This is a genomic window from Bradyrhizobium sp. (assembly GCF_035570375.1).
Lineage (GTDB): Bacteria > Pseudomonadota > Alphaproteobacteria > Rhizobiales > Xanthobacteraceae > Bradyrhizobium.
In genome coordinates, this window is sequence record NZ_DATMLW010000016.1 from 1 (window position 1) to 5,506 (window position 5,506).

The 5,506-nt window shown below is 62.7% G+C and carries 6 protein-coding genes; 2 read left to right on the plus strand and 4 right to left on the minus strand.

Going from position 1 to position 5,506, the window contains the following annotated elements:
- Nucleotides 1-212 precede the first annotated feature (212 nt).
- Nucleotides 213-1,640, plus strand: a complete 1,428-nt coding sequence (locus tag VNX23_RS01640) for a M20/M25/M40 family metallo-hydrolase (RefSeq protein WP_325627310.1) — start codon at nt 213-215, stop codon at nt 1,638-1,640.
- Between the two features lie 8 nt (nt 1,641-1,648).
- On the opposite strand, the gene VNX23_RS01645 is transcribed toward VNX23_RS01640, so the two are convergent.
- Both VNX23_RS01645 and VNX23_RS01650 read right to left on the minus strand, forming a co-directional pair.
- A complete protein-coding gene (locus VNX23_RS01645; RefSeq protein ID WP_325627311.1) occupies nt 1,649-2,449 on the minus strand; it encodes an EAL domain-containing protein in 801 nt (266 codons plus the stop codon).
- Between the two features lie 189 nt (nt 2,450-2,638).
- On the minus strand, nt 2,639-3,511 hold the full coding sequence (locus tag VNX23_RS01650) for an alpha/beta fold hydrolase (RefSeq protein WP_325627313.1): 873 nt from the start codon (nt 3,509-3,511) through the stop codon (nt 2,639-2,641).
- Nucleotides 3,512-3,700: 189 nt separating this feature from the next.
- Between VNX23_RS01650 and VNX23_RS01655 the strand changes: the two genes are divergently transcribed.
- A complete protein-coding gene (locus tag VNX23_RS01655; protein ID WP_325627315.1) occupies nt 3,701-4,159 on the plus strand; it encodes a helix-turn-helix transcriptional regulator in 459 nt (152 codons plus the stop codon).
- Between the two features lie 52 nt (nt 4,160-4,211).
- Here the strand turns inward: VNX23_RS01655 and VNX23_RS01660 are convergent, their stop codons facing one another.
- Nucleotides 4,212-4,388 (minus strand): DUF1328 domain-containing protein, encoded by a 177-nt coding sequence (locus tag VNX23_RS01660; RefSeq protein ID WP_325627319.1) that lies wholly within the window; start codon nt 4,386-4,388, stop codon nt 4,212-4,214.
- Nucleotides 4,389-4,515: 127 nt separating this feature from the next.
- Nucleotides 4,516-5,506: asparagine synthetase B family protein (locus tag VNX23_RS01665; RefSeq protein WP_325627317.1), on the minus strand; the 991-nt coding region annotated here is incomplete at its 5' end.

A 5,506-nucleotide genomic window follows, 5' to 3' on the forward strand; every position in this document is an offset into this window, starting at 1 on the left:
CGCGGCCAGTCCTCGGCCGGAGCATTTAGCATCGGTGTATGCGACGTGCCGATCCCGAGGACGAGCTCAGCCATACCGGTTGCTCCTTCCCGCTTGTGGGCAATGAGGGCTTGGCCGAGCGTAGGATCGATGGCCCGAGCAGGTCAACAGCTGGTTGGTTGGAGTGCCTGCGTGGTCCTATAAACGGGGATTGGAGGCTAGTGGGTGTCGATATGATGGACATCGAAAAGACGAGGAAATTCGTCGATCAGTGCTGGGCGGACGAGATTGTTCCAACATTGATAGAATACGTCCGCATCCCCAACAAATCCCCGTCCTTCGACCCGAATTGGGCGGCGCACGGCTATATGGACGAGGCCGTGCGGTTGTTCGAGCGCTGGGCGCGAGCCAAGCTCGCCGACGTGCCGGGCGCGACGCTGGAGGTCGTCCGGCTGCCCGGGCGGACGCCGGTCATCGTGATCGACCTGCCGGGCCAGGCCAACGACACCGTGCTGCTTTACGGGCATCTCGACAAGCAGCCGGAGATGTCCGGTTGGGCCGACGGGTATGGCCCGTGGATCCCTCGTCTCGAAGGCGACAAGCTCTATGGACGCGGCGGCGCGGACGACGGCTATGCCATGTTCGGGGCGCTGAGTGCACTGCTGGCATTACGCGACCAGTCGGTCCCGTACGCCCGTTGCGTCGTCCTGATCGAGGCCTGCGAGGAGTCCGGCAGCTACGACCTGCCATACTATGTCGACCACCTTGCCGAGAGACTCGGCAACCCATCACTGGTGATCTGCCTCGATTCGGGCTGTGGCAATTACGACCAGCTGTGGCTGACTACCTCGCTGCGCGGTCTGGCCTCCGGAACCCTGACGGTGAGGGTGCTCGAGGAAGGGGTCCATTCGGGCGATGCCTCAGGCGTCGTTCCGTCGAGCTTTCGGGTGTTGCGTCTCCTTCTGTCGCGTCTCGAGGACGAGGACACGGGGGAGATACGCCCCGCTGAGCTCTACGTTCAGATCCCGCCCGATCGGGTGCCGCAAGCTCGTCGTGCCTCAGCGGCGCTGGGGAGTGCGGTTTACACCAAGTTTCCGTTCCCGGCCGGTACGTCTCCGGTCACTGAGGATTTGACCGAACTGGTGCTCAATCGCACTTGGCGCCCGCAATTGGCGGTGATCGGTATCGAAGGCCTCCCGAAGCCGGCCGATGCGGGCAACGTGCTTCTGCCCTATACGACCGCGAAGCTGAGCCTGCGCCTGCCGCCGACACTCGATGCGGCGGCGGCCGGCGCAGCGCTTCGCGCACTGCTCGAGAAAAGCCCGCCTTACGGAGCGGGAGTGAAGTTCGAGGTCGAGTCGAGCGCCCCCGGCTGGAACGCCCCCTCTTTGTCACCTTGGCTCGAGCAGTCTCTCGCGCGCAGCTCCCAGCTCGCCTTCGGAGCACCGCCCGCTTACATGGGAGAAGGCGGCAGCATCCCGTTCATGGCGATGCTCGGCGAGAAATTCCCGCAGGCGCAGTTTGTCGTGACCGGTGTGCTCGGACCGCATTCCAATGCGCATGGCCCCAACGAATTCCTGCACATCCCGACTGCTCGGCGAGTTTCGCTGGTGATTGCTCAGGTTCTCGCCGACCATGCCGCTCGCTCCGAGGCCGCATAGCGGCTTTTTCAGCCGGTTTCCGCGGCCAGGGTTCCGAGCCACGGGCGTTCGGTGGTCGGCGCGCCGATGTGATAGCCTTGCAAGTAGCCGATCCCCTCGGCGCGCAGCAGGGCCTCATCCGCGGCGTTTTCAACGCATTCGGCAATCGTGCTCAGCCCGAAACCCTTGGTGAGGCCGAGCAGGTGACGCAGAAAGACCCGATTTTCGGGGCTGTCCGCGAGGTTTCGGATAAAAGAGCCGTCAATCTTGACCGTGTCCACAGCCAAGCTTTGCAGGTGTCGCAGCGACGTATGTCCGGCGCCGAAATCGTCGAGCGCGACACGGCAGCCCGCGTCGCGCAGAGTATCGACGAACCGCGCGGTCTCATCGATGTCGTCGAGCGCCGCGGTCTCGGTGATTTCGACGATCATGCGCCCGGCGAGATCGGGCCGGTCGTGCAATCGGGAACTCAGGGTACGCAGCCACGGCCGATCGCAAGCGGTCAGCCCCGACACGTTGAAACCGAGCCTCACCACGGGATCCGTGCAGAGCTCCTGCACCGCTCTTTCGAGGACGAAGCGATCGATCAGGCCAATTAGACCAAAGTGCTCGACGGCCGTGATGAACCCGGCACCGGGCAGGACGTTCCCCGCCTCGTCACGTATCCGCAGCAGGCACTCGAAATAATCGACGGTTCCCGTCGCAGCACACACAACCGGCTGATAAGCAAACAGCAAGCGGTTCTGGCGCAGCGCGGCTTTTACCGTGCCGACTATCGCGGAATTGCGCCGTTGCCGGCCCGTGTGCGTGCTATCCGGGTGTTGCTCCACCTGTCCGGCGCCTCGGCTTCCTTGCGCTCTATGAACGTCCATGACGGGGGATTGCGCGCCCGACCGGTGCCGGCCCGCACGGCCCGATCCACCGCGTCAACGCCCGGGAGGGCGCCTCACGCGTAAGCTAGGCGTCGAGATCTTGAAGAAGTCCTAATCGCGCCCTCCCAAATCAGGAGTGAGCGTGGGTCAAGCCGGAGTGTGGGAGGCCAGAAAGGGTAGCACGGCGTTACCGAATTCGCGTGCGCGGACGTGCACAAGAAAATGCCCGCCTCGGGGAAAGAGTTTGACCTCCGCTGCCGGAATCAGCCGCGCCAATTCTTCGGAAAAGTAGGCCGGCGTGACGATATCGTCCTCGGCGCCGACCACCAGGGTCGGTGTCTTGATCCGCTCCAGCTCGTTCGACCGGTCGAACGCCAACATCGCGTCAATCCGGCTCGCGACGATCTCGACCGGCGCGAAGTTCGCCAAGTTCTGAGCTTCCAATTGGCGAAGACGTTCGTTGTTCCGGGCAATCCACCAGCTCGGGTACCAGTAAAGCGTGGCCGATTGCAGATAGGCGCTCGGCCCGAGCCCCAGCAGAACCTCTTTACGGAACGTAAAAAGCCGGCGGAAGTAGGCGTCGGCCTTGGTCCAGGTGGCGGACAGCACGACGCTCGCCAGGCGACTTGGATGGTCGATCGCCAGGACCTGGGCGATCGCTCCGCCGGTCGAGTGTCCGACGACATGGGCGCGCTTAATCCGCAGCGCGTCCATCAGGCTGACAACGTCGGCCGCCATCCGCTCGACGGTGTAGCCGAACCGGGCCTGATCGCTCTGCCCGATGCCGCGATGATCAAACGTCACGACCTCGTAACGCTTGGCAAAAGCCGCTATCTGGTCCTGCCAAAAGGATGCAAACCCGCCTAGTCCGGAAACGAACAGGATCGGGAAGCCCATGCCGTGCCGCTCGTAATAGAGTGAGCAGTCGCCGATTGAGATGCGAGGCATCGATTCGCGGTTCACAGCGGATGAGCGCCCGTCGGTATCATCGGCAGTGGGGCCTGTCAACGCGAAGGGCATGCGCGGCACGCAGACGTGAACAGCGTTACCCTATGCTCGCCCCCACAGCCTGCCCAAGTTTTGACACATGGGAACCGTTCACTGCATCGGCACCGCCCGGTTGAGCAGGGACTGCCCGATTTATCGGGAACCGATTTGGCCGAACCGGTCGTGGTCCCATCGGCGTGCGGCTAGGCTGGGTTGACGAAAATGAGAGAGCAGGAGCAGATCGGAAACCGTCGTCACGGATTGGGTGACACCCGCAGCGCCGAAGGCGGCCCGCCGTCAACGGCCTCGCCTTCGCGCCGGTCTTCCGGCCGGACCCAGGACATCGACCGGTATGTCGGAGCGCGCATCCGAGAACGCCGCATCATGCTCGGCTTGACGCAGCAACAGCTCGCTGATCTTATCGGGGTGACCTATCAGCAGGCGCACAAATACGAACGCGGTATCAATCGCGTGTCGGCCGGCCGACTGTTCGAGGTCGCTCAGGTGTTGAGTGTGCCGGTCAATTACTTTTTCGATGGGCTGGATCAGGAAAACGACCGCGCAATCAGTCCGCGCGAGAGGATGTGTCTGGAGCTTGCCCGCAACTTTGCTCAGATCCCCAATGAGCGTCACCAGGAAGCCCTGAGCCAACTTGCTCGGGTTCTCGCCACCGACGATTAGATCGGCACCTGGTGAAGGTCCCGACGCGGGACCTTCACCAGCCACCTTGCCGTCAGATCGGCGGCCGCCGCCTGCCGGCCACCCCCATGAGCAGGGCGATCAGGAAGATTACCAGGAACACAAAGAAGAGTATTTGCGCGATGCTGGCAGCGGTCGCCGCCACGCCGCCAAATCCGAAGACAGCGGCAATAATCGCGATGATAAAGAATACCAAGGCCCAGTAGAGCATGTCGTCCTCCATTGAGGGCCGGTCGAAGATGCGCGGCCTCTAGTTCAATAACAGAGCGGTTCGCGCGCTGGTTCCCAACGCTGCAGCGGACAAGCCAAATGGTCGAGTATACAGACCTTCCGCTTGCTCAGAGTTGCGCGAGAGATCGCATCGAAGCGCCGGTTTCTGCGCGACCGGGCGGATGAAAGACACCAGGTTCGGCCGGCGGGTCGATCCACATTTGAAACCACAGCTCCAGCATCAGGAGTGCCCACAATCGCGTATGATGATCTCGTGTGAACGCGCAGTGTTCCTCGAGCAGGTGGCGCACATAGTCAGAGCGGAAAAGGCCTCGTTCTCGCGCGCTCTGCGACAGCAGCGTTTCGTGAGCGAATTCCTTGAGCTCGCTGCGGAACCAGTGATCGACGGGACAGCCGAACCCCATTTTCGGCCGATAGAGCAGTTCATTCGGCAGATAGGGCTCCATAGCGGATTTGAACAGCGCCTTCGTCTCGCCGTGCGCCATCTTGAGTTGCTCGGGTAATTCCGCCGCCCACTCCATAAACACGTGGTCGAGGAGCGGTGAGCGAGCTTCGAGCCCATGCGCCATGGTGGCGACATCGACCTTCACCATCAGGTCATCGGGCAGATAGGTGTGGATGTCGGCCCAGTTGGCACCCGAAACTAGGCTGTCTGCCTCGGCGAAATAAGGCTCGAGGAGATCGAGCGCGGCGCCTGCGAGATGCTCCTGCATCGCATCGCCATAACCGGCCGCTTTGTCGTCATCGGTGAAATAGACAATCGTAAAGCCATAGCGCCGGCTCGCCCGCTGGTCGGGCGCCTGGAGCAACGCGCGTATCCGAGGAATCTTATACCGGCGTTGCAATGCGGGCGGTGCCAGGGCTAGCGATCGCCCCAGGCCGACCCGGCTCCACCGCGGCAAGCCGTCGAGGCGGGAAAGATGGTGCATTGCCTTGTAACGGTTGTAACCGAGGAAGCACTCGTCACCGCCATCGCCGTTGAGCGCGACGGTTACTTTGCGGCGCGCCATCTCGGAGACGTAGTAAGTGGGAATGGCCGAGGGGTCTGCGAAAGGCTCGCCGTAATGCCAGATCAGCTGCGGTAGAACCGCGAGCGCA

Excerpts from the sequence above, each read along its gene's own strand:
- VNX23_RS01650 (WP_325627313.1), bottom strand. The coding sequence starts at position 3,511 with ATGCCCTTCGCGTTGACAGGCCCCACTGCCGATGATACCGACGGGCGC.
- VNX23_RS01655 (WP_325627315.1), top strand. The coding sequence starts at position 3,701 with ATGAGAGAGCAGGAGCAGATCGGAAACCGTCGTCACGGATTGGGTGAC.
- VNX23_RS01660 (WP_325627319.1), bottom strand. The coding sequence starts at position 4,388 with ATGCTCTACTGGGCCTTGGTATTCTTTATCATCGCGATTATTGCCGCT.
- VNX23_RS01640 (WP_325627310.1), top strand. The coding sequence starts at position 213 with ATGATGGACATCGAAAAGACGAGGAAATTCGTCGATCAGTGCTGGGCG.